Below are 23223 nucleotides of genomic sequence, written 5' to 3' on the forward strand. Positions count from 1 at the left end.
CGATTAGCAGCAATAACGATTAGGAGCGAAACCTGCTCCTCAAAAAACAAAGAGCCCAAGGTTAACACCTTGGGCTCTTTTCATTTTAAAGGCTGACTCGATTCGTGCTCTAGGAAAGCAGGAGTTACTCATTAACGCGTTGAAGGTTATTACGAGCGCATATCAACTGGTTTCGACCTTGCTTTTTCGCGGTATAAAGTAGCTCGTCTGCTGCTTTGATTTGCTCGTCTAAAGAGCCTTCTTGGTCGGTCACGCCAATGCTCATGCTCACTTTAATCACATGTGAATCATGCTGCACTTCATGATTTTCAATTGCGACTCTCATCGACTCCAAGGTCTCTATAAAATCTTCAAATGGTTCGCATGACTGAATGCAAAACTCTTCGCCACCGAAGCGAGCCGCTAAATCATCTTTAAAGTGCTCTTTGATGATTTTACCAATCTCAATTAATACCGCGTCACCACCGTCGTGGCCGTAGGTATCATTCACCTTTTTAAAAAAGTCGATATCCATCATGGCGATACTGCGATGTTCGCAGCCTTTACATGTTTGATTGAATAGGTAGCGACGGTTCCAAAGTCCGGTCAGAGCATCCTCGTTTGCATGACGAAACAGCTCGTTGGTCGCTTCTTTCATATCGAGTAATTGGTGAATACGGCAGAAAAATTCTTCTTGGTTAAATGGCTTATAAAGGAAGTCGTTGGCGCCAGCTTTAAGGAAGCGAGCGGTCATTGTGCGATCATCACTGCCAGATAGGCCGAGAATAGCGAGTTGATTACGATCGTGTTGGACTCGAATATCACGGGTCATCGAAATGCCATCTTTGTTCGGCATGTCATGGTCGGTAACGACAAAAGTGATATCAGGATCGTTTTGAAGGAGCTCTAGTGCTTGCTCTCCATCTTCCGCTTGAATCGTCTGAATATATTGATGCTCAAGAAGTTGGACGACATATCGACGAACCACAGCAGAATCATCAACAACTAAAGCTTTATGGTATCGGTTATTCGAGATTCGATTAACCAGAGGAAGTAAGTAACTGACTGACGACATGCTGTCTTTGAGGATGTAATCAAGCACACCTTTTGCGAGCACTTGCTCTCGAAGTGTGTTGTTGAACATGCCCGTGAGCACAATGATTTTTTGTTGATAGCCGAGTACCAAATCAATGATCTCACCATCTTGGCCATCGGGTAAGCAGTAATCGAGCACCGCACACAAGAAATCCGTCTCTTGCTCTAAGATAGCTTTGGCTTCTGCTACAGATTCAGCCAGTGAAACATCATAGCCATCATTTTTAAATTGCTGGTACAGGTAGTTTCTGAATGCACGACTGTCTTCTACTACTAGTATTTTCTCACTCAAAAGCTATCCCTACTTATAGACTAAATACTCCTTAACAATACTATCAGAATAGTAGGCGGCTATTGAAGAGAAACCTCTTGAGCTGGACTCCAGATCATTTTAAATCTGAGAATAATTGATTATACTGTTCATAGATCCAGTTGTAAGGTTGAATTATTCCTAAATGTGTAGTGCGGGCGAAGAGAAAGTTAGAAAAATAATCCATGTTGATATGGATTGTTTTTACGCAGCTGTGGAAATGCGAGATAACCCATCTTATAGAAATCGACCGCTCGCCGTCGGGGGACATGAAAAACAGCGCGGGGTTTTGAGTACATGTAATTACGAAGCTCGCAAGTTTGGTATTCGTTCTGCAATGCCAACAGGAAAAGCGCTGCAGCTTTGCCCCAACCTGTTGGTTGTCCCTGGGAGAATGTCGGTCTACGTCGAGATATCGAAAAAGATCCGCGAAATTTTTTCTCGATACACATCCATCATTGAACCTCTTTCTTTGGATGAAGCTTTCCTTGATGTCACCGATTCCAAGCAATGTCATGGTTCGGCCACACTGATTGCAGAGGCGATTCGTCACGATATCTGGAATGAACTCAACTTGACCGCTTCGGCTGGCATCGCTCCAATAAAGTTTCTAGCGAAAGTAGCGTCAGATATGAACAAACCTAACGGACAGTTTGTGATTCCTCCACAAGACGTACAAGCCGTGATTGATGAGCTCCCACTCGAAAAGATTCCCGGTGTTGGCAAGGTCAGTATCGAAAAACTGCATCAAGCAGGCTTCTTTACTTGTAAGGATATTAAGGAGTCTGATTATCGCGATCTATTGCTCAGGTTTGGCCGTCAAGGTGCATCACTATGGAAGCGCAGTCATGGAGTTGATGACCGAGAAGTTATCATCGAACGTGAACGAAAATCGGTAGGTGTGGAGCGCACCTTTACTCAAAACATTTCTACCTACGAGGAATGTTGGCAGGTGATCGAAGATAAGCTGTTTCCTGAGCTTGAAACTCGTCTCGAAAAAGCCAGCCCAAGTAAAGCGATCATCAAGCAGGGCATTAAGCTCAAGTTCGCCGACTTTCAACAAACCACTATTGAGCACATCCACGCCTCTCTTGATCGCGAGCACTTCAAAGAACTGTTAAGTGAAATACTGAAAAGACAACAGGGGCGAGAAATACGCCTGCTTGGTTTGAGCGTTATGCTACAACCCAAAGATCAAATGCGTCAGTTGAGTTTCTTTTAGGCTGTATTGTTTAGAGAGTAATAAGAATTGAGGGTAGGTGAGGATAGAGGATAAGTGGGAATAGAGTAATGAGATGTGCACTGATAAGCACCGACTAGACTTCATAGCCTAGCCAGTTTCTATATCAATACGTGAGATGCCTTACCTAGGAAGTTGCTTAACTCGCGCTAAGGTATCACTGAATGGTTGCTGCTCTAGCTTACCATAACCGACCATTTTACTGGCTTTAAGCTTAGTTGAAAGCGGGGTTGCTATTCCGCATAGAAAACGCGTAATGGCTTCGTCGGTGATCAATTGTTGACTCTTAGATACAAATTCATGAATCCATGTCATTACGGTTTCGTCGTCAACGGGATCAACATCGACAGTTGGTAATATTGCCACCTCACCACGGCATACCGAGCAATGACCACAGTTTGTTGGTGCCTTATCATCGGCAAAGTAGCTCGCTAGGCGTGAGCTTAGGCACGTGTCTGCCTCAAAGAAGCTCAGCATTTGGTTAAGACGGTTTATTTCACTGTTCTCTTTTTCTTTAAACAATTCAGTTAGACGTTCCGATAACTGCATCATGTCTTCAGAGGTGTTGTGGATAGCATACACATCGGTGATCTGCTTACTTTCCAACTCAATCCAACCTTGTTCATTGAAATAATCGATTGCTGCAATCACACGTTGACGATCTGTCTGGAAATGTGTCCACAGCGCATCGAAATCAACTTGGCACCAGACTCTGGCTTGAGGCGAGCACTGGAAAATCGCTTCGACAAAATGACGACGTTCGCCTTGGAACTGTTCGGTGATCTGCTGTTTCGGGCGAACGAACTTAAATTTGTAGTCAGCGAAGTAGCTGTACTTCGGCTCAATCACGCCTTCAATTTCGAGATACACCAGTAGCGTTTTTAGTGGCAACTGACGAATGTTGGATTCACGTGATAGCTGGTTAAGCATAATCTCCCATTGGTTTGAGCCAGAAACGCCAATGTTTTGATTTTCGTAGATTTCTTTCAATACTGCTTGGATCGATATGTTGTCTGGCGTATCGCCAAATACGAAGTTCTCCAGTGTACTGAGGCCGTACTTGTTGGCGAGAAGAATACATTCTGAAGGCTGGCCATCTCGGCCTGCTCGACCGATCTCTTGCGAGTAGTTCTCTATCGATTTTGGTAAATCAAAGTGAATGACTCGGCGAATGTTGGATTTATCGACGCCCATACCAAACGCAATGGTGGCCACGATACAGTTCACGTCATCATTCATGAATTGATGTTGAATTACATCTCTGTTTTCTGGCTTAAGACCTGCATGATAAGCCACAGCATTAACGCCAGCGTTACGAAGTTGCTGAGCCACCATCTCTGCTGTTTGTTGAAGGGTGACATAAACAATAGTCGGAGCAAGAGAAGCTTGATTAACGACGTTGCACAAGGTTTCTAGTTTGCTGGTTTGTTCGCAAGGTTGAATAGACAGATCGAGGTTTTGACGATAGAAACCCGTAACCACAACACGTTCCTCATCGATATCAAACTTAGACTTCATATCTTGGATAACTGATGTGGTCGCGGTGGCTGTCAGTAGCAGTACCTGAGGAATATTGAGCTGTTTTTGGTATTGGGGAAGCTTTAGGTAGTCTGGTCTAAAGTTATGTCCCCATTCTGAAATACAGTGCGCTTCATCGACCACCAGTAACGAGATCGGCACTTGGGAGATAAACTGGCGAAAGCGTTCGTTCTTCAAGCGTTCAACGGAGATCATGAGGATCTTGGTGTCTCCGTTACGTACCGACTGCATCACTTGTTGGGTGGTTTGTCTGTCTTGGCTTGATTCGATTGCAGCTGCGTTAATGCCTTTGCTGTGCAAGAAGCTGAGCTGGTCTTTCATTAAAGCTAACAGTGGCGATATTACTAAGGTTAAATTAGGCAATGCTAGCGCTGGCAATTGATAGCAAAGCGACTTACCTGAGCCTGTTGGGAATATGGCCGCCGTCGAATGACCAGATAGAACATTATCAATGACTTGCTTTTGCCCATTACGCAGTGAGTCGAATCCGAATACTTGTTTTAACTTCTGCTCAATCATTTATGTTCTACCTGAATTATTAAGTGTCGTATTGATGATAAAGCGAGCGTCCATTCATGATAGCGTCGCTTGATGAATCAAATGTCTTGCACCTGATTGTACCTAATTCTATTCTGTAGCTCCTATAGAAAAGCACCCCAATAGTATGAATAAGTCTGAGCTTCGCCAAATAATCTTAGAGCAACTCGAATCCCGACTACGTATCGCCCAATCTGCGACTCAGCGCGCGATTGATGCTGCGACCGATGAAGAGACTGTGCCTGAACATAAGTACGATACATTGGCATTAGAAGCTTCGTATCTTGCTCATGGCCAAGCCGTAAGAGTGCAAGAGTGTGAAGACGACATTCAGTGTTATCGTAACTTAGTGTTGCGCGACAGTGAGCGAATTACGGTGAGCAGCTACGTTGTGGTCATTGACGAGCATGATCAATATAAACACTTTTTTATGGGGCCGAGAGTCGGCGGACTTTCTGTCTCGTGGAATGAGAATGAGATTGCCATCGTGACGTCGAATGCACCATTTGGTCAGGCTCTAATGGGCAAAGAAGTCGGTGATGAAATTGAGTTTAGGGTCGCTGATAAACAGTTTTGCTATGAAGTAGTATCGATTGACTGAATGACAGGCTTATAAATATAAACGTTTTTCTGACAAAGAAGCATAAACTAGCGGTATAGTCGTTGGGCAGATTGATGAGAGGGTGTTATGAAAAAAAGCGTATTAATTGCATCATTAACAGTGGCTACCGCTGTTGTGAGCCTGCCAACTTTTGCAGCTCAGTGTCGAGTTGATTTGAAAAATGAACTACGAATTGACGAGCAGAAAGTCGAAATCCATCAAGTCAATGGTGATACAGCTATTCTGGATGGCAATAACGATCTTTATATTCATGGTGAAAAGGTGGCACTTGATGCCGACCAACAAGCGGCAATTGAAAAATACCGCGACAGCATGAATGAGTATTTACCACGCGCAAAACAAATGGCGAATGACAGCTTAGCCTTGGCGAATGATGTTATTGATGATATCGCTGCCAGCCTAGATTCTCCAGAGTCGTTTGATAATGTAAAAGAATCCATGAAAACGTACTTTGCTGAATTAGAGGCTCGTTATTATAAAGATGGCGAGTTAGTCCTACCGGCTAATAGTTTCGATTCGATGGCCAATGGTTGGTCTGAAGATTTCGAAAAGGCTAAGGAGATCTTTAACCAAGAGTTTGTCTCAAGTGCCTTTAATGCGATGTCAGAAAAAATGAAGCAAGACGGCGGACTAAATCTGACCGAAATGGCTGATAGCATGGCTGAATTAAAGCTTAAAGTTGAAGAGCGAATGAAAGAACACTCTCAACAAGTGCAAGAGGAAGCGAATGAGTTCTGTGATTCACTTGATGAGATGGCAGAACAAGAGCAAGAGCTGCATGAAATCATTCCGAACCTAAAAGACTATCAAGTATTCACGATCTAATCTGAATTGACTGATGAATAACAAGAGCACCGTTTGGTGCTCTTTTTGTATGTATGTGCTTATGGATGTAGGTGTTTATGGATGTAGGTGTTTATGGATCTATGAATTCAGCCGCACGAGCATTTAACCCGATATATTTTCTTCGTTTCTTCGTTTCTTCGTTTTCCTAGGTCTACATCTTGACTGATCGTTATTTGGCGAACGATAACACCGGTAGATTGTTAACTATGTGGTTGTAAATAGCGCATTGATTGTAAAAATTAGAGAATTGTTCATTTATTGGTTGTGCCTATCATTGCTTTTTATTACTGTACTTCTAAACTAGTTCACTGATTTTTAATGCGGGCAATATGGACCAACAATCTTCCTCTTCAAGAGAGCACTTTAGCTCTCGTTTGGGTTTTATTTTAGCAGCGGCGGGTGCAGCTGTTGGCTTAGGTAATATTTGGGGTTTCCCAACTCAAGTTGCCAGTAACGGCGGTGGCGCTTTTCTGCTTGTTTACCTAATCATGATTTTCGTGGTTGCTTTCCCGATGCTGGTGGTTGAGATGGCGATTGGCCGCCATGGTCAAGCGAACCCTGTCGATAGTATGCGCTCGTTGACGACAAATCCGTTAGGTAAGAAAGTCGGTGAATTTGTCGGTTGGATTGGCCTAAGTGTCCCAAGTGCCGTGTTAGCCTTTTATAGTATTGTCGGCGGTTGGTTGATTTGCTTCCTAATTGGTGCAGTCGCTGATCTTGTCGGTCTAGAAGCTGTTGCTGATTGGTTTAAAGGCTTCAGTGTTGAGCGCAATGTATTTGGTACAGTCGCATTCTATGTGCTGACTATCTTGATTGTTCAGGGGGGTGTTAAGCAAGGTATCGAGAAGTGGTCGACTCGCTTAATGCCGGCATTGTTCATTTTGTTTGGCTTACTGTTTGTTTACATCATGACGCAAGCAGGTGCGATGGAAGGGCTGAAACATTACTTGGTTCCAGACTTTGAGAAAGTGTGGGATAGAAAACTGATTCTAGCGGCAATGGGACAAGGCTTCTTCTCGCTAACCATTGGTGGTTGCTCTATGTTGGTTTACGGTTCTTACTTAAGCAAGAAAGAGAACCTACCAAAAATGGCGATGAACGTAACCTTGGTTGATACCGCTGTTGCTTTTATTGCTGGCTTAGTGGTTATGCCTGCCATGTTTGTTGCGATGCAAAAGGGTGTACAAATCTACGCTGAAGATGGCTCACTATTGAGCTCTGACACGCTCGTATTTACGGTTCTGCCTTTGATGTTTGATAGTTTAGGCGTACTTGGTCAGATCTTCGCAATTGTCTTCTTCTTGTTGCTAACGATTGCTGCCCTTACTTCTTCAATTTCGATGCTGGAAGGGCCTGTAGCGCTAGTGAGTGAGCGTTTCAATACCAGACGAACACCAACGAGTTGGGTGATTGGTGGTGCTATTGCCCTGTTTAGTGTGGTGATTGTTTACAACTTTGCTGCGATGTTTGGCATGGTTGCGATGATAGCGACTCAATATCTTCAACCGGTCGCAGCACTGATGTTCTGTCTGTTTGGCGGTTGGGTGTGGAGCCGAGCTTCAAAAGTGAAAGAACTTGAACAGGGCTGCCCTGACTTTCAGCTTGGTTGGTTTGGTAAAGTTTGGCCAATGTATGTGAAGTTTGTGTGCCCAATCCTAGTCGCAACGGTTATCTGGGCATCTTTCGGCTAACGCTGATCCCTATCTGGACTCTCTGTAAACCCTCAGAAGAACTTGAAACGTTAAGCACAAAGCCACTCATAAAGAGTGGCTTTGTTGTTTTTATATAAAGCTTAGTGCCACGAACAAGATAAAAAAAAGGCGCTGATCATAATAGTCAGCGCCTTCGTGTTTCTAGTTAAGCAATCGTGATTACTTAATTTCCATACCTTGAGCCTGTAAGTCTGCATGGTAAGAAGAACGTACAAACGGACCACAAGCGGCGTGAGTGAAGCCTAGCTCTAGAGCAATTTCTTTCAGCTCATCGAACTCAGAAGGCGGCACGTAGCGTTCTACTGGTAAGTGGTGACGGCTTGGTGCTAGGTATTGGCCTAGTGTCAGCATCGTTACACCATGTTCACGAAGGTCTTTCAGTACTTGAACGATCTCTTCTTTCGTCTCACCAAGGCCCATCATCACCCCTGATTTTGTTGGGATAGTTGGGTGCTGTTCTTTGAATTTCTTCAATAGATCAAGAGACCATTTGTAGTTCGCACCTGGACGCGCTTTGCGGTATAGACGCGGTGCTGTCTCTAGGTTGTGGTTGAAAACATCTGGCGGGTTGTCTTTCATTAGATCAAGCGCAACGTCCATACGACCACGGAAGTCTGGTACCAGCGTTTCGATACGAATATTTGGGTTTTGTTCGCGAATTTCACGGTTACAGTCAGCAAAGTGTTGAGCACCGCCGTCACGCAAGTCATCACGGTCAACTGAAGTGATTACTACGTACTTCAGTTTCATGTCTTTAATCGTCTTAGCCAGTTTCTTCGGCTCTTCTGCTTCAGGAGCAACAGGGCGACCATGGGCAACATCACAGAACGGGCAGCGACGAGTACAGATAGCGCCAAGAATCATAAACGTTGCCGTGCCGTGGTTAAAACACTCGGCTAGGTTAGGGCAAGACGCTTCTTCACAAACTGAGTGCAGGTTGTTCTTGCGCATTGCTGATTTGATTTCTTGAATACGATGGCTGTCTGAAGGAAGTTTAATCTTCATCCATGCAGGCTTACGTAGAACTTCTTTCTGTTCAGCAGGCATATTCTTTACGGGAATTAATGCCATTTTGTCAGCGTCACGATATTTAACGCCTTTTTCCATTTGGATTGGTTTGCTCATGATTTTATGCTTCTGCTGTAATGTTACTGGTGGCTTGAATGTCTACTTGGTCATAGCCGAGTAGCTCTACGAGCTCTTGTATTAACTGTTGCTCAACGTTTTCTAGTTCACTTGGCCCGCCTAGCTGGCTTACTTGTGCCATTTCCATACCTTGATAACCACATGGGTTAATACGTAGGAATGGAGACAGGTCCATATCGACGTTGAGTGCTAACCCGTGGAATGAGCAGCCACGTCGAATACGTAATCCGAGTGAACAGATTTTCTTGCCATCGACATAAACACCAGGAGCGTCAGGTCGGGCAGTTGAATTTATATTGTAAGCTTTCAGAGTGTTGATTACGAGGTTCTCGATATGAGTCACCAAATCACGTACTCCGAATTTTTTGCGGCGGATGTTAATCAAAAAGTAAGCGACTAACTGGCCTGGGCCATGGTAAGTCACTTGGCCACCGCGATCGCTTTGTATTACAGGGATATCACCGGCATTTAATACATGCTCGGCTTTGCCTGCTTGTCCTTGAGTGAAGACAGGGTTATGTTCAACCAACCAAACTTGGTCTACGTCTTCTTCTGTGCGTTCGTCTGTGAACTTATGCATGGCTTTCCATACAGGTTCGTAATCCTGACGGCCTAATTTTTTTACGATTAGCTTATTTTGCAAAGTAGCACTCCCCCAAGGATTAATAAAGTGAACGCATTATAAACGCGAAACATGATTCTAACTACAGACGGACTGCAAGGTTTTTCAACTTTCTTTGTATTTATTGAAAATTAAGTTGAATGAATTTGACCTAGATAGGGTGCTTCAAACAAAAACAGCGGCAATAAGCCGCTGTTTTTCATGTGTAATCGGAGATTACAGAACCATACGAACGATTTCTATCTCGCCCAGTTCTTTATAAAGTGTTTCTACTTGCTCAATTGAAGTCGCCGTAATATTTATAGAAACAGAGTGGTAGTTACCTTTCGCACTCGGTTTTAGCGTTGGGCTGTAGTCACCAGGAGCGTGACGCTGGATCACTTCTAGCACTAGCTCAGTAAGTTCTGGCTTTGCATAGCCCATTACTTTGTAAGTGAATGAACAAGGGAACTCTAAGAGATCTTTTAGTTTTGCATCAGAATTGATGTTCATGATTAGCTCCAAAAGGCTAGACTCTCGCAAATTGGCGAAATGTCGATAAAAAGCGTGTTCGGTCAACAGACACGAGTAATAGGGCGGAATATTACGTGTAAATATCTCTGAACTCAAGATCAACAAAAGCCGCACATGGCGGCTTTTAGTTCGTCAATGAGTAAATAATGAACTTACTCATTGAGTTAGCTTTGCACTGAGCTTGTGTATTGCTTAGAGCAAAGCTTTGACTGGTTTAGAATAAACCCTTAAACAGCAATACCAGGTAGTCCCATAGACGACTAAATAAGCTGCCTTGGTCTACATCTTCAAGTGCAAGTAGTGGGTATTCAGCAACGTCTTCACCATCAACTTGGTAGAATAGTTTACCGACAACATCGCCTTTGCTAATTGGTGCTTCTAGTTCCTTTTCAAGAACGAAGCTTGCTTTTAGGTTCTTAGCTTGACCACGAGGTAGTGTAACGAAAGTATCTTCGTCGACACCTAGTGCAACTGTATCCTTGCTACCCATCCAGATCTTCTCTTCTACGAAGGTTTCACCGGCTGTGTGTGGCGCCACTGTTTCGAAGAAACGGAAGCCGTAGCTAAGCAGCTTTTTGCTTTCTGTTTTACGAGCGTTCGCATTTTTAGTTCCCATCACAACAGCAACTAGGCGCATTTTACCTTCGGTTGCTGAGCTTACTAGGCTATAACCTGCCTTGCTTGTATGGCCCGTTTTGATGCCATCAACGTTCATGCTCTTATCCCATAACAGACCGTTACGGTTGTACTGGGTGATGCCGTTGTAAGTGAATTTTTTCTCTGAGTAGATACGGTACTCATCAGGAACATCGCGAATCAGCGCCTGACCAAGTAGCGCCATATCATAAGGTGTTGAGTATAGATTCGGGTTGTCTAGACCGTGCACGTTAGCAAAGTGCGTGTCTTTCATGCCGATAGAGCTTGCCCATGCGTTCATTAGGTCAACGAATGCATCTTCAGAACCAGCAATATGCTCAGCCATTGCAACAGTAGCATCGTTGCCTGATTGAATGATGATGCCACGGTTCAGTTCTTCCACTTTAACCGTTGTGCCCACTTCAATGAACATTTTCGATGAATCTGGGAAGTTTTTAGCCCAAGCATTCTCACTGATTACAACATCGTCGTTTAGATTGATGTTGCCACGTTCTAGCTCTTGGCCGATCACGTAGCTCGTCATCATCTTGGTTAAACTTGCTGGAGAAAGTTGAGTGTTCATCTCTTTCTCTGCTAGTACTTTGCCTGAATGGTAATCCATCAGAACAAAACCTTTAGCGGCGATTTGCGGTGCATCAGGGACTACAATTGGAGCGGCGAATGACGATGTAGCTATCGTTGCAGAAAGAGCAACAGAAGTAGCAAAAATCGATTTAACAAGTTTATTAGATTTAATCATTTTGAATGCAATTATTTGGTGAACTATTCATATCTTAACAGAATCACTCTGTCACACCAGAGCGCTGATTACCAGAAGTAACTGTTAGATTAATTAGCGGGTTAGTGTGTGTTTTTTTATATAAGCTGACGGGTAACCCATTAGCTTAACTTGTTCTAATTTCTCTTGAGTCAGAGCATAGTCATGAAATGGCCCAAGCATCAGACGGTAGTTATCGTCATTTGGCTGCAAGAACGTTGCTACAGCTAGCTTTTCACCTAGATCTTTGGCTAACTTCTCGGTTCTATCTTCATGTGGAGAAGTTGCAACTTGAATGATAAATTGCGGTAAAGCGGCCTTTTTATTTGCGTCGGTTGGCATAGCCACAGTAATGACTTCTATCTCAACATTTGCGGTGCCGGTTCTCAACACATCGAGCTTATAAGCTGCCGCATAACTAAGGTCAATGATTCGACCTTCATGGAATGGACCGCGGTCATTGATACGAACAATCGTCGTTTTATTGTTATCAGTATTCGTCACTTTTACATAGCTTGGAATTGGCAATGTTTTGTGCGCTGCCGACATTGAATACATGTCGTAGATCTCGCCGTTAGACGTTAAGTGACCATGAAATTTCTTACCGTACCAAGAGGCTTTGCCTTTCTCAGTAAAACCTTCGGTCTTCTTTACGATCTTGTAGTCTTCGCCACGCAAAGTGTAATTCGTGTTACCACCTAAACTATAAGGTTCATATTGAGGGTGAGCATCTTCTAGATGCTCCACCGAGATAGGTGCATCTGGTGCAATATCCGAATCAATATCGTAGCGACCGGTTGGCTTTTGTGAAGAACAGCCGTTGATTAAAATCGCTAAGCCTAGAATAGAGGCTATTTTTTTGATTGGCAGCTCATCAACCAAAGATGCTTTTCTTTGAAATATTGTAATAGACATCGATTAGGTCGCCTTTGAAAATGCTTTTCTGTGTGTATGGATCGACATTAAAATACCAAAACCAGCCATAAGGGTAACCATTGAAGTACCGCCATAGCTGACGAGAGGTAGAGGAACACCAACCACGGGTAGAATACCGCTTACCATGCCAATGTTTACAAAGATATAAACGAAGAAGCTCAGTACAATACTGCCGCCCATCATTCGACCAAATGCTGTTTGCGCTTGGCTCGCGAGTACTAAACCCCGTCCAATAATGAATAGGTAGATAGCAAGCAAGAACAAAATCCCAATCATGCCCCATTCTTCGGCTATTACCGCAAAAATGAAGTCAGTGTGACGCTCTGGAATGAATTCCAGTTGGGATTGAGTTCCTTGTAGCCAACCTTTTCCTGATACACCACCAGAACCTATCGCAATCTTACTTTGGATGATGTGGTAGCCCGCACCTAATGGATCTGATTCAGGATCAAAAAGGGTTCTTACTCGTACTTTTTGATATTCACGCATCAAGAAGAACCATAATATTGGGATAAATGCCCCTAACGCTATGGCGGCACTGGCAATGATTTTCCAACTTATACCAGCCAAGAATATTACGAAGATACCGGATGCGGCGATAAGGATGGATGTACCCAAGTCGGGTTGCTTAGCGATTAAAATGGTAGGTACAAAGACCATCACTAGCGAGATCGCTAATGTTTGAAAGGTTGGCGGCAGTGATCGTTTACCGATAAATCGAGCCAGCATCAAAGGTACCGCAAGCTTTAATAGTTCAGAGGGTTGGAATCGAACAAAACCGAAATTTAACCAACGTTGGGCACCCTTAGATGCTTCACCAAAGAACAACACGCCCAAGAGTAAGATGACACCACCTGCAAATAACAGCGGGGCCAAGGTTTCATAGGTACGAGGCGAAAGTTGCGCTAGGAAGATCATGACACCTAAAGACAGCACCATACGCATTGCTTGGCGATCCATCATCGCAAGGCTTTGTCCGCTGGCGCTGTACATGATCAATAAGGCAAAGCCCATCAACACCAAAATACCGAGCAGTAATGGGAGATCGATATGGAGCCTTTCAAACAAGGCTCTATTTCGTCCAGTAGAAGGATCAAGTTTCATTATTTTGTTGCCTTACTTTCATCTTCTTCAGCGAGAATAATATGGTCTAATATTTTTCTAACGACAGGGCCGCCATTTGATGAGCCACCACCTGCGTTTTCTAATACGATAGTCACAACCGCTTCTGGATCTTCAAAAGGAGCATAACCCGTAAAGAGTGCATGATCGCGTAAATGCTCTGCGATTTCGTCCGCGTTGTATTCTTCGTCTTCTTTGAGACCGAATACTTGCGCAGTTCCTGATTTACCAGCGGTTTGGTAAGACATCTTTTGGAATGAACGTCTTGCAGTACCTTTCTTACCGTGGTTTACCAGTCTCATGCCTTCTTGCGCGATATCCCAGTATTTCTGCTTAACACCAGTGATTGGAGGATAAGTTTCGATCTCTGATACTGTTTGGTCATCGAATGGCTGACCATTATCGATCGTCGCACGTAATAGGTGAGGCGCTGTTACTTCACCTTCGTTGACCAATACAGACGTGGCTTTAGCGATTTGCATCGGTGTTGCCGTCCAATAGCCTTGTCCGATACCAACAGGGATGGTGTCACCTTGATACCAAGGCACACGGTGTCTTGCCATTTTCCATTCACGAGTTGGCATGTTGGCTTTACTTTCTTCGTAAATATCAATGCCTGTGTAGTCACCAAAGCCGAATAACATCATCCATTGAGATAAACGGTCGATACCTAGATCAAAGGAGATTTGGTAGAAGAAGGTATCAACTGATTCTTCAATCGCTTTCTCTATATCAACAACACCGTGTCCCCAACGTAACCAGTCGCGAAACGGCTTGGTTTTGGAGTTAGGTATTTTCCAATAGCCTGGATCATTACGCGTTGTATTCGGTGTAATCACACCTTCTTGTAGAGCAGCAACGGCAATAAACGGTTTGATCGTAGAAGCTGGTGGATAAATACCCAATGTGGCACGGTTAACCAAAGGTCGATCTTTGTTCTGTAGTAGAGCGTTATAACCTTTAGAGGAGATACCATGTACAAAGGCATTTGGGTCGTAACTTGGGCTAGACACCATTGCTAACACGCCATTGTCTTTCGGGTCTAGAACGATGGCAGAGCCACGGCGTCCATCGAGCAGTTTGTGCACGTATAACTGAAGATTGATGTCTAAGTTAAGTACAATATCTTTACCCGGAACCGAAGGGACAAATTTTAGTGTGCGAATGACTCGTCCACGGCTGTTTACTTCAACTTCTTGATAACCCGCGGTGCCGTGCAGCATGTCTTCGTAGTAGCGCTCAATACCAAGTTTACCGATGTCACGTGTTGCTTTGTAATTGGCGTCTTTTTCTTCTCGTACTAAGCGTTGTATATCGCGATCGTTGATGCGCGATACATAGCCAATAACGTGAGTCAGTACATCACCATACGGATAAAAACGTTTTAATGTGCCTGTTACCTCAACACCCGGAAATTTATGCTGGTTTACAGAGAATACCGCAACTTGCTCTTCGGTGAGCTGATTTAGAATAGGCACTGACTTGAAGCGTCGTGAATTGCGGCGGTCACGATTAAAACGCTCGATACGTTCAGGTGGAATCTCGATTAACGTTTGTAGACGGACGAGCGTGTCATCCATATCTTTGATTTTTTCGGGCGTAATTTCTAGGTTGAAAACGGGGCGGTTTTCGGCAAGAAGTACACCGTTGCGATCGTAAATCAAACCACGGTTAGGCGCGATGGGAACAACCTTGATACGGTTGTCGTTAGAACGGGTTTTATAGTCTTGATATTGGTTGACCTGAATGTTGTACAGGTTAACAACCAACATCGACATCATGACTATGATCCCCGCAAACGCAACAAAAGCACGACTAGTAAATAGTCGTGCTTCTGCTTTGTAATCACGGATTTGGCTACGTTTACGTAACATTAACGCTTATTCTCGATGATAAGGGTGGTTAGCAGTGATGCTCCAAGCTCTATACAAGCTTTCCGCCATGATAACGCGTACTAATGGGTGAGGGAGAGTAAGCGCCGATAGAGACCAGCTTTGGTCTGCAGCCGCTTTACACGCAGGTGCTAATCCTTCAGGCCCGCCAATAAGGATAGAAACGTCGCGTCCATCCAACTTCCAACTTTCCAATTGTTCTGCCAGTTGTGGGGTATCCCACTTTTTACCTGGGATATCAAGCGTGACAATGCGGTTGCCTTTTGGCACTGCTGCCAACATTGCTTCGCCTTCTTTTTGAAGAATACGTGCAATATCAGCATTTTTACCACGTTTTCCCGCAGTGATCTCAATGAGTTCTAATGGCATATCATGAGGGAAGCGGCGTTTATATTCTTTAAAGCCTTCTTCGACCCACTTTGGCATTTTTGTACCAACTGCGATTAACTGGATCTTCAACGCTTAGCCCCAAAGTTTTTCTAGTTGGTACAGCTCACGATGTTCTTCTTGCATAACATGAAGCATGCTTGTTCCCATATCTAGAACAACCCATTCACCTTCTTGCTGCCCGTCCATGCCTAGTGGTTGCATACCAGCTTTACGCACTTCATCGGCAACGTGTTGTGCGATAGAGGCAACATGGCGCTTAGAGGTGCCAGTACAAACAATCATGTAATCAGTAACACTTGATTTGCCTTCTACATCGATAGTCACAATCGATTCTGCTTTCATGTCGTCGGCTTTGTCTGCAAGAAAATCTTTTAGTTCTTCACGTAACACGGGGTGTTCCTTTAATCTGAATTTAGCTTTTTAGGATCTGTTGACCCTAGAATATACCACGCTTTTATGCGTGAAATGGGATTGAAGCTGAAGGGATACAAAACTCTACGCTTAACTGATGAATTAGTGGCCAAGGCGACTGTTCATATTGAGTTTTTGTCATCAATTCGGCTTGAGTCAGCAACGCAAACAACGAATGTAATTGAGAAATCGAAACTCTTGTTAGCGCAGCGTTATAAAGAGGCTTTTTAGATTGCCAGATACGGTGTTTTTCGAATACTTGGCCGATCGGCATCTGTTTCATTTGTTGCTGCATTTGTAATAGCAAGGCAAGTTCACGTTGTATGCTACGCAGTAAAATGACTGGCTCTACACCTTCAGCTTCCAGTTGTCTTAGAATTCGTTGTGCACGATTACCTTTTCCAGCCAGTAACGCGTCACTCCAATGGAATGGAGTAAAGTGGTTGTGGCGGCTTAGTGATTCTTCTAAACGTACTAGGGTAAGTTTTCCGTCAGGGTATTGGAGCACTAGCTTTTCTAGGCTTTGAGTGAGAGCAAATAGGTTACCCTCGTGCCACTGTGCCAGCATTTGAATCGCTTCAGGGTCTGGAGATAAGCCGATTTGACGGCAGCGCGCTTGGACAAACTGAGGTAAGCGACTGACATCCGGCGTTAGGCAACTGACCCAGTGACCCTGATTAGACAGTGCTTTAAACCATTTAGCACTTTCTTGAGCCTTGGTTAGCTTCGTGCCAATCAAGACCAACAGAATATCGCTGTGGATATGCTCTGAGATTGCCAGTAACTCTTTGGCTATCGCCGCATTGACCCCGGACTCTGGCAGTTCAAGTTCGATGATTTGACGGCTAGAGAACAGGCTTAATGCTTGAGTACAGTCATAGACTTGATTCCAGTCCAGACTGTTATCAATAGCAAAGCGGTGACGTTCATCAAAGCCTTGCTCTTTAGCAACCTTTTGAATCGCTTCTCGGCTCTCTTGTAACAGCAGAGGCTCGTTACCGAAAATGAGGTAAACATTACTTAGTTGTTTAGCAAGTTGCTCTGATAAGCGGTCAGCAAAAATACGCATCAAATAAACCTATTTTTCAGCTGATTCGACGGGCTTTGTCGTTTCCGTAGAACTTGGATCTATTTCGACGTTCTTGATGTTGTATTGTTTCTCAAGCTCTTTCACTTGAACGTGTTCAAGCTGGTCTAGGTTCATACTATCAGCTGCGATGTTCGCTTTTAGTCGAGCCATCTGACGAAGAATTTGGCTTGTTGCAAGCTTACGCATCTCATCTTCAATCATGTCGCGCTCAACCGATTTTGCTAATGCAGTTAACGGGTTGTCTAGGTAACTACGGGTTACGCTAGTCGAGAATGTTTTTGAGCCGAGGTCTGGTATCGTTACGCGGTATGAAGCATAGAATGTAAGCTCAATTTCAGCAGCGCGAGTATTCTGGTAAAGAGACAGGGTACGCTCACCTACGCTCTCACTAATTATGTGCAGGTTAGGTGTGTTCTCAGCGGGTGGCACAATTTCTACATCATTCATACGTAGCTGACCTTTCATCATACGTGTAAACGTACTGTATTGGTCGTAACTGGTCACAGAGATCTTGTTGAGTTCTTCTGGTACAGAATAGTCACCACGTAAGTGGAAACCACAGGCACTCAGTAGGCTAACGGTTAAAACAACAACAGTAACTTTCAATGAAGATAGTGAAATCAGGCGCATTATTTGACGGCTCTCATGAAGGTAGAATACTTATTTAAAGGCTTTAGAGCTTTCGAATCGTAGGGCTCTGGGTCTAAAGCACTTAAATAAGTAGACAGGGCGATGTCGCACCCTGTCTAAAGACTGCTGAAAACAAAATAAGTTCGCTTCAGCAGTTATATGTGCAGACTAAAGCTGGTTCGCTTTAATCTGCAACTGTTAGTTTGCCAATGTTAGCTAGCAAATATTAGTTAGCTACGATGTTTAAAAGTTTACCAGGTACGAAGATAACTTTACGAATCGTTAAGCCATCTAGGAACTTCATAGCGTTTTCATCGTTTAGACCAAGTTCACGAACTTGCTCTTCTGTCGCGTCAGCTGCAACCGTTAGTTTCGCACGTAGCTTACCGTTGATCATGACAACGATAGTCTTCTCGTCTTCAACTAGTGCTTTCTCGTCAAACGTTGGCCATGTTGCTGAGTCTACGTTTGATTCACCCAGAGCAATCCACATTTCGTAAGAGATGTGTGGAGTCATTGGGTAAAGCATGCGTACTACCGCTTTTAGCGCTTCATCAAGGATTGCACGATCTTGTACAGATTCTTGAGGTGCTTTCGCTAGCTTGTTCATCAGTTCCATGATTGCAGCGATGGCTGTGTTGAACGTTTGGCGACGGCCGATATCGTCCGTTACTTTCGCGATAGTCTTGTGAATATCACGACGAAGTGCTTTCTGGTCACCAGATAGCGCAGAAGCGTCAACAGCTTCAGCTGCACCCTTAGCAGAGTGAGCGTGAACCAGTTTCCAAACACGCTTAAGGAAGCGGTTTGCACCTTCAACGCCAGACTCTTGCCACTCAAGCGTCATGTCTGCAGGCGATGCAAACATCATGAATAGACGTACTGTATCAGCTCCGTACTTGTCTACCATCTCTTGTGGGTCGATACCGTTGTTCTTGGACTTAGACATTTTGATCATGCCTGAGTGCTCAACGTCGCGGCCTTGGTTGTCGACAGCTTTTTCAATGCGACCTTTCGCGTCACGGTCGATAGTCACGTCAGTTGGAGCAATCCACTCTTTCGTGCCTTTCTCGTTCGTGTGGTAGAACGCATCAGCCAGAACCATGCCTTGACATAGAAGCTGTTTGAACGGTTCATCAGATGTCACGTAACCCGCATCACGAAGAAGCTTATGGAAGAAACGAGAGTAAAGCAGGTGCATACATGCGTGCTCGATACCACCAACGTATTGGTCAACTGGCAACCAGTAGTTTGCTTTCTCTGGATCTAGAATGTCGTCAGCTTGTGGTGAACAGTAACGTGCGTAGTACCACGAAGATTCCATGAACGTATCGAACGTATCAGTTTCACGTAGCGCTGGTTCGCCATTGAATGTTGTTTCAGCCCAAGATTTATCTGCCTTGATTGGGCTAGTTACGCCATCCATTACCACGTCTTCTGGAAGAATGACTGGCAGTTGGTCTGCTGGTACTGGGTGAACTTCACCGTCTTCAGTGGTTACCATTGGGATTGGAGCACCCCAGTAACGCTGGCGAGATACACCCCAGTCACGCAGACGGAAGTTTACAGTCTTCTTACCTTTGCCTTCTGCTTCAAGCTTCGCAGCAATTGCATCGAATGCTTCTTGGAACGCAAGACCATCGAATTCGCCAGAATCGAACAGTACACCTTTCTCAGTGTAAGCCGCTTCAGACACATCTAGCTCAGAACCGTCTTCAGGTTTGATTACTGGGATGATATCGATGCCGTACTTCGTTGCGAATTCGTAGTCACGTTGATCGTGAGCGGGAACCGCCATTACCGCACCTGTGCCGTAGTCCATAAGAACGAAGTTCGCTACGTAAACAGGAACAACACGACCGTTAAGAGGGTGGATAGCCGTTAGGCCAGTATCCATACCTTTCTTTTCCATCGTTGCTAGTTCAGCTTCAGCCACTTTAGTGTTACGACATTCTTCAACGAATGCTGCAAGCTCAGGGTTGTTCTGTGATGCTTTCTCTGCAAGAGGGTGACCTGCAGCGATACCAACGTAAGAAACACCCATTAGTGTGTCTGGACGTGTTGTGTACACTTCTAGAGGCGCTTCTTCACCGTTAACAGCGAAAGATAGTTCAACACCTTCAGAGCGACCGATCCAGTTGCGCTGCATGGTCTTAACCATTTCAGGCCAACCTTCAAGGTTGTCTAGATCGTCTAGCAGCTCTTGAGCGTACTCAGTGATCTTAATGAACCACTGTGGAATCTTCTTTTGTTCTACTGGAGTATCACAACGCCAGCAGCAACCGTCTTCTACTTGCTCGTTCGCTAGTACAGTTTGGTCGTTTGGACACCAGTTAACAGAAGATGTCTTCTTGTAAACTAGGCCTTGTTCGTAAAGTTTAGTGAAGAACTCTTGTTCCCAACGGTAGTACTCAGGCGTACACGTTGCGAATTCACGTTTCCAGTCGTAACCAAAGCCTAAAAGTTTAAGCTGGTTTTTCATGTATTCGATGTTTTCGTAGGTCCACGGAGCAGGCGCTGTGTTGTTTTTTACAGCTGCGTTTTCTGCAGGTAGGCCGAATGCATCCCAACCGATTGGTTGCATTACGTTTTTGCCTTGTAGACGTTGGAAACGAGATACCACATCACCGATGGTGTAGTTACGCACGTGACCCATATGCAGTCGGCCACTTGGGTACGGGAACATAGAAAGACAGTAGAATTTTTCTTTATTTGGGTCTTCACTTACAACGAAAGTCTCGCTGTCATCCCAGTGTTGTTGAACCTTTTGTTCAATCTCTTGCGGGTTATATTGTTCTTGCATCGATGGTATCCGGTTATCTTGGAATTTGTGAGTTCGGTTAGAACAGAATCTTACAGATCGTCATAGAATACCTAAAGGAGCTTAGTACAACAATAGTTATACCCTTCATACTTGCAGTTGCAGCACGGTTGATTGCGTAAATTCAACCAAATTACTTAGGACAGCTATACTTAAGGGTATGAATTGCATTTGTTTGTTAGGAACTGGTCGCTTAACTACGGACCCGTTTACTAAGATAAAGCTTGGTCATCTTAAGGAGGTCGTTATGCCGAAGAAAAAAGCACTCTATGAAGAAGTCGTCGAAGAGGTGATAGAAACGCTGAAGCATAGCCCTGAAGAGCTTAACAACAAAATCGAAACGTCAGGTAAGTATGCGAAAGCAGCCAATGATATGACCAAAGATGAGCTCTCATTGATCTCTGCCTATGTGAAGTCGGACTTAAAAGAGTTTTCCGAAAGTTATGAAGAGAGTAAAGGTGGTCCATTTTATTTGATGATCACAGACTCTATTTGGCAAGGATTGCTGGATATCACTGATCGCACTAAGGTGGAATGGGTTGAACTGTTCCAAGACTTAGAACATCAAGGCTTGTATCAAGCGGAAGAGGTTATCGGACTCGGGACGCTTGTCTGTGATGAGTGCGGACATCAAACTGAATATAACCATCCAACGACGATTATTCCGTGTATTAAATGTGGCTCGACAGGGTTTAGCCGTAAAGCGCTTAAGCCATAGATTCCTGAGCCATATTAAACAGCAGCAATAAAAAAAGGGTTGACTGAATTAGCCAACCCTCAACAACTTTCCGTCGAATCTCGAATCTCGAATCTCGAATCTCGAATCTCGAATCTAGTCTTTTCTTCTCATAAACCAGCCAGCTACCAAACTAAGCAACGCCCAGATATACAGTGGCCAAGTACCGACCACGTGATAAGGGGTTTGACCATCCGTTGAAATGAGTTCAGCTTTCAATACTGCGGTTTCAAACTGCGGTATTTGCTTGATGATCCTGCCTTTGTGATCCGTTACTGCCGTTACACCATTGTTGGTTGAGCGAATCAGCGGCTTACCCAGCTCCAGAGCACGCATCTGTGCGATTTCCATATGTTGCAACGGGCCAATAGAGCGACCAAACCACGCATCGTTAGAGAGTGTTAAGATAAAGTCAGTTTCATCTGTTACGTTCTGCCTAACTTGGTCATTAAAGATGATCTCATAACAAAGCGCCGGTGCTAGATGACGTCCATTTGCCACGATGTTTGGTTGAACAAAGTCGCCACGGCTAAATGATGACATTGGCAAATTAAAGAAAGGTGCTAATGGGCGCAGGATATCTTCAAACGGAACAAATTCACCAAATGGTAGAAGATGATGTTTATGGTAGCGTTCGTCTGGATCGTAGCTGTATTCACCGTATGGATTGACACCTAGAGAAAGAACGCTGTTGTAGTACTTCTTATCTTCAGACTGATTGAGTACGCCAGTGATGATTGAGCTGTTGTTCATCTTTGCTGCGCTATCTAAGTTACGTAAGAAAGATGGAATCTCAACTTCGAATGCTGGAATAGCAGCCTCAGGCCAGATGATGATATCCGCTCCCCAATTTTCTCTGCTTAGGTCGGTGTACTTCATCATGGTTGGCCAGCGATGACTCGGCAGCCATTTGCTGTCTTGATCGACGTTGCCTTGTATTAAGACGACTGACGTTGTTTTTTCAGGGTTCGGCGTGACCCAATCGATGTTGCGAATACCAAAGCCAGCGCAAAATACGACAGCGGGAATAATAGCGATACTCCATGCCCTGTTAACAATCGCATAAGCGAATGCAGAGGCTGAAACAATGATCGCTAGAGTTACTAGCTCTACACCACCAATCGGTGCGAATGAGCCTAGTGGAGAGTCGATTTGGCTGTAACCTAGCCATAACCACGGGAAGCCAGTCATTACCCAACCACGCAGCCAATCACAGATTAACCACAATGCAGGAGCCGCGAGGAAAAAGCGGCTTAGGTTATTAGCAGGGAAGTACTTGTTTAAACTCCAAGTAAATAGGCCGGAGTAGACCGCAAGATAACCAACAAGCAATGCCATTAAGAATAAATTGGCAGCCAGAGGCATTCCGCCAAAGCCATCAATACTGACGTATACCCAACTAATACCAGTCGTGAATTGGCCTAAGCCCCATGCGTAACCAATCCAAAGCGCACTTTTAGGAGAACGGTTGTGGATCAGTAACAGCAACAAAGCTGGGCTGAGAATAGCAAGAGGCCATATTGAATATGGAGCGAATGAAAGGGTTGTTATAGCGCCAACAAAAACGGCCGCAAGCGGCCGTAATAGGCGATGAATAAAGGTCTTAGTCATCTAATTTCT

The 23223-nt window shown here is 44.4% G+C and carries 20 protein-coding genes; 5 read left to right on the forward strand and 15 right to left on the reverse strand.

The genetic code is table 11. From position 1 onward, the window contains the following. Positions 1–124: 124 nt before the first annotated feature. Positions 125–1366, reverse strand: coding sequence for a diguanylate cyclase (locus tag DUN60_RS02005; protein ID WP_065206871.1), 1242 nt, complete (start codon positions 1364–1366; stop codon positions 125–127). 163 nt (positions 1367–1529) lie between these two features. On the opposite strand from DUN60_RS02005, the gene dinB reads away from it, so the two are divergent. Next, entirely contained in the window at positions 1530–2606 is a 1077-nt protein-coding gene (dinB, locus tag DUN60_RS02010) for a DNA polymerase IV (protein ID WP_019350587.1), read from the forward strand. A gap of 141 nt (positions 2607–2747) precedes the next feature. Here the strand turns inward: dinB and DUN60_RS02015 are convergent, their stop codons facing one another. Next, positions 2748–4682: a RecQ family ATP-dependent DNA helicase gene (locus DUN60_RS02015; protein ID WP_114633066.1), complete on the reverse strand. Its 1935-nt coding sequence runs from the start codon at positions 4680–4682 to the stop codon at positions 2748–2750. A 145-nt stretch (positions 4683–4827) separates the two neighbouring features. Here DUN60_RS02015 and DUN60_RS02020 point away from each other — a divergent pair, with 145 nt between their 5' ends. The 3 genes from DUN60_RS02020 (at position 4828) to DUN60_RS02030 (ending at position 7859) form a co-directional block, all read left to right on the forward strand. Beyond that, the gene (locus DUN60_RS02020) at positions 4828–5301 is read left to right on the forward strand and encodes a GreA/GreB family elongation factor (protein ID WP_114633067.1); all 474 of its coding nucleotides are present in this window, start codon (positions 4828–4830) and stop codon (positions 5299–5301) included. An 87-nt stretch (positions 5302–5388) separates the two neighbouring features. After that, positions 5389–6147: a YggN family protein gene (locus tag DUN60_RS02025; RefSeq protein WP_114633068.1), complete on the forward strand. Its 759-nt coding sequence runs from the start codon at positions 5389–5391 to the stop codon at positions 6145–6147. A 350-nt stretch (positions 6148–6497) separates the two neighbouring features. Then, the gene (locus tag DUN60_RS02030) at positions 6498–7859 is read left to right on the forward strand and encodes a sodium-dependent transporter (RefSeq protein WP_114633069.1); all 1362 of its coding nucleotides are present in this window, start codon (positions 6498–6500) and stop codon (positions 7857–7859) included. A 180-nt stretch (positions 7860–8039) separates the two neighbouring features. Here the strand turns inward: DUN60_RS02030 and lipA are convergent, their stop codons facing one another. The 12 genes from lipA to leuS all read right to left on the reverse strand — a co-directional run bounded on the left by lipA (position 8040) and on the right by leuS (position 20849). Continuing rightward, positions 8040–9005, reverse strand: coding sequence for a lipoyl synthase (gene lipA / locus DUN60_RS02035; RefSeq protein WP_004735240.1), 966 nt, complete (start codon positions 9003–9005; stop codon positions 8040–8042). A 4-nt stretch (positions 9006–9009) separates the two neighbouring features. Next, positions 9010–9669, reverse strand: coding sequence for a lipoyl(octanoyl) transferase LipB (gene lipB, locus DUN60_RS02040; RefSeq protein WP_017079937.1), 660 nt, complete (start codon positions 9667–9669; stop codon positions 9010–9012). Positions 9670–9864: 195 nt separating this feature from the next. Further along, on the reverse strand, positions 9865–10143 hold the full coding sequence (ybeD, locus tag DUN60_RS02045) for a DUF493 family protein YbeD (protein ID WP_029223108.1): 279 nt from the start codon (positions 10141–10143) through the stop codon (positions 9865–9867). 232 nt (positions 10144–10375) lie between these two features. Beyond that, positions 10376–11557, reverse strand: coding sequence for a serine hydrolase (locus tag DUN60_RS02050; RefSeq protein WP_017079939.1), 1182 nt, complete (start codon positions 11555–11557; stop codon positions 10376–10378). A 93-nt stretch (positions 11558–11650) separates the two neighbouring features. Beyond that, positions 11651–12490 carry a septal ring lytic transglycosylase RlpA family protein gene (locus DUN60_RS02055; protein WP_017080324.1) on the reverse strand — a complete coding sequence of 280 codons (840 nt, stop codon included), beginning with the start codon at positions 12488–12490 and terminating at the stop codon, positions 11651–11653. Between the two features lie 3 nt (positions 12491–12493). Beyond that, positions 12494–13615 carry a rod shape-determining protein RodA gene (gene rodA, locus DUN60_RS02060; RefSeq protein WP_004735244.1) on the reverse strand — a complete coding sequence of 374 codons (1122 nt, stop codon included), beginning with the start codon at positions 13613–13615 and terminating at the stop codon, positions 12494–12496. Then, complete coding sequence (mrdA, locus tag DUN60_RS02065) at positions 13615–15507, reverse strand: penicillin-binding protein 2 (RefSeq protein ID WP_054548034.1); 1893 nt, start codon at positions 15505–15507, stop codon at positions 13615–13617. Before mrdA ends, rodA begins: the two co-directional genes overlap by 1 nt. Positions 15508–15513: 6 nt before the next feature. Next, positions 15514–15984, reverse strand: coding sequence for a 23S rRNA (pseudouridine(1915)-N(3))-methyltransferase RlmH (gene rlmH, locus DUN60_RS02070; protein WP_004735246.1), 471 nt, complete (start codon positions 15982–15984; stop codon positions 15514–15516). Positions 15985–15987: 3 nt separating this feature from the next. Next, positions 15988–16305 carry a ribosome silencing factor gene (gene rsfS / locus DUN60_RS02075; RefSeq protein ID WP_004735247.1) on the reverse strand — a complete coding sequence of 106 codons (318 nt, stop codon included), beginning with the start codon at positions 16303–16305 and terminating at the stop codon, positions 15988–15990. A 64-nt stretch (positions 16306–16369) separates the two neighbouring features. Further along, positions 16370–17395: a DNA polymerase III subunit delta gene (holA, locus tag DUN60_RS02080; protein ID WP_114633070.1), complete on the reverse strand. Its 1026-nt coding sequence runs from the start codon at positions 17393–17395 to the stop codon at positions 16370–16372. A 9-nt stretch (positions 17396–17404) separates the two neighbouring features. Continuing rightward, the gene (locus tag DUN60_RS02085) at positions 17405–18046 is read right to left on the reverse strand and encodes an LPS-assembly lipoprotein LptE (RefSeq protein WP_114633071.1); all 642 of its coding nucleotides are present in this window, start codon (positions 18044–18046) and stop codon (positions 17405–17407) included. Positions 18047–18272: 226 nt separating this feature from the next. Beyond that, positions 18273–20849 (reverse strand): leucine--tRNA ligase, encoded by a 2577-nt coding sequence (gene leuS / locus DUN60_RS02090; protein ID WP_114633072.1) that lies wholly within the window; start codon positions 20847–20849, stop codon positions 18273–18275. Between the two features lie 265 nt (positions 20850–21114). On the opposite strand from leuS, the gene DUN60_RS02095 reads away from it, so the two are divergent. Next, positions 21115–21585: a zinc ribbon-containing protein gene (locus tag DUN60_RS02095; RefSeq protein ID WP_099167163.1), complete on the forward strand. Its 471-nt coding sequence runs from the start codon at positions 21115–21117 to the stop codon at positions 21583–21585. Between the two features lie 114 nt (positions 21586–21699). On the opposite strand, the gene lnt is transcribed toward DUN60_RS02095, so the two are convergent. Next, positions 21700–23214 carry an apolipoprotein N-acyltransferase gene (gene lnt / locus DUN60_RS02100; RefSeq protein WP_114633073.1) on the reverse strand — a complete coding sequence of 505 codons (1515 nt, stop codon included), beginning with the start codon at positions 23212–23214 and terminating at the stop codon, positions 21700–21702. Positions 23215–23223 lie beyond the last annotated feature (9 nt).

This window comes from Vibrio splendidus (assembly GCF_003345295.1).
Classification (GTDB): domain Bacteria; phylum Pseudomonadota; class Gammaproteobacteria; order Enterobacterales; family Vibrionaceae; genus Vibrio; species Vibrio splendidus_K.

What these genes read in the sequence shown, in the direction of transcription:
- dinB (WP_019350587.1), top strand. Translation starts at nt 1,530, where the DNA reads ATGTGTAGTGCGGGCGAAGAGAAAGTTAGAAAAATAATCCATGTTGAT.
- DUN60_RS02015 (WP_114633066.1), bottom strand. Translation starts at nt 4,682, where the DNA reads ATGATTGAGCAGAAGTTAAAACAAGTATTCGGATTCGACTCACTGCGT.
- DUN60_RS02020 (WP_114633067.1), top strand. Translation starts at nt 4,828, where the DNA reads ATGAATAAGTCTGAGCTTCGCCAAATAATCTTAGAGCAACTCGAATCC.
- DUN60_RS02025 (WP_114633068.1), top strand. Translation starts at nt 5,389, where the DNA reads ATGAAAAAAAGCGTATTAATTGCATCATTAACAGTGGCTACCGCTGTT.
- DUN60_RS02030 (WP_114633069.1), top strand. Translation starts at nt 6,498, where the DNA reads ATGGACCAACAATCTTCCTCTTCAAGAGAGCACTTTAGCTCTCGTTTG.
- lipA (WP_004735240.1), bottom strand. Translation starts at nt 9,005, where the DNA reads ATGAGCAAACCAATCCAAATGGAAAAAGGCGTTAAATATCGTGACGCT.
- DUN60_RS02050 (WP_017079939.1), bottom strand. Translation starts at nt 11,557, where the DNA reads ATGATTAAATCTAATAAACTTGTTAAATCGATTTTTGCTACTTCTGTT.
- DUN60_RS02055 (WP_017080324.1), bottom strand. Translation starts at nt 12,490, where the DNA reads ATGTCTATTACAATATTTCAAAGAAAAGCATCTTTGGTTGATGAGCTG.
- rodA (WP_004735244.1), bottom strand. Translation starts at nt 13,615, where the DNA reads ATGAAACTTGATCCTTCTACTGGACGAAATAGAGCCTTGTTTGAAAGG.
- mrdA (WP_054548034.1), bottom strand. Translation starts at nt 15,507, where the DNA reads ATGTTACGTAAACGTAGCCAAATCCGTGATTACAAAGCAGAAGCACGA.
- holA (WP_114633070.1), bottom strand. Translation starts at nt 17,395, where the DNA reads ATGCGTATTTTTGCTGACCGCTTATCAGAGCAACTTGCTAAACAACTA.
- DUN60_RS02085 (WP_114633071.1), bottom strand. Translation starts at nt 18,046, where the DNA reads ATGCGCCTGATTTCACTATCTTCATTGAAAGTTACTGTTGTTGTTTTA.
- leuS (WP_114633072.1), bottom strand. Translation starts at nt 20,849, where the DNA reads ATGCAAGAACAATATAACCCGCAAGAGATTGAACAAAAGGTTCAACAA.
- DUN60_RS02095 (WP_099167163.1), top strand. Translation starts at nt 21,115, where the DNA reads ATGCCGAAGAAAAAAGCACTCTATGAAGAAGTCGTCGAAGAGGTGATA.
- lnt (WP_114633073.1), bottom strand. Translation starts at nt 23,214, where the DNA reads ATGACTAAGACCTTTATTCATCGCCTATTACGGCCGCTTGCGGCCGTT.